1 pseudogene is annotated in these 432 nt (G+C 60.4%); it reads right to left on the bottom strand.

From position 1 onward, the window contains the following. Positions 1 to 247: 247 nt before the first annotated feature. Positions 248 to 432 (bottom strand): annotated as a pseudogene (locus D3D02_RS20135) (NAD(P)/FAD-dependent oxidoreductase); the annotation flags it as partial.

Here is a 432-nt window from a genome sequence, read left to right as displayed (position 1 = left end):
GCTCCCGGACGACGACGTAGTCCGAACTCGTCTTGGTCACGTCGAACACCTCCTCTCCAACGTGGATTCGACCGAAGACGACGAGGCGGATACGCACGTCGCTGCAGCACGCGAAACACTGGTGGAGGCACTCGCAACGCTCGACGAACGGGCGACAGAAGGCGGTCGCTGAACAGTCGACGGACGTTTCGGGTGGGACGGTTGCGGACGGCAACCGAGAACGAGTGAGCGACCGAATACAGACGGTTTAGTTCGAGAACCAGTCTTTCGCCGTCGAGGCGAGGATAGAGAGGTCTTCGAACTTCAGCATCTGGAACATCGCGAGGGGGTTCCCGTCGTTCACGGCGTTCAACCGCTTCTGGGGAACCCGGTGGAGGTCCTCTAACAGCGTATCGTAGCGCTCGTTGGACGCGCGATAGAGCATCTCCGTCA

It is taken from the genome of Halobellus sp. Atlit-38R, assembly GCF_003665925.1.
GTDB classification, from domain to species: Archaea; Halobacteriota; Halobacteria; order Halobacteriales; family Haloferacaceae; genus Haloquadratum; species Haloquadratum inordinatus.
The sequence above is the reverse complement of the archived record's forward strand: the minus strand, read 5'-3'. Positions and strand labels throughout refer to the sequence as shown.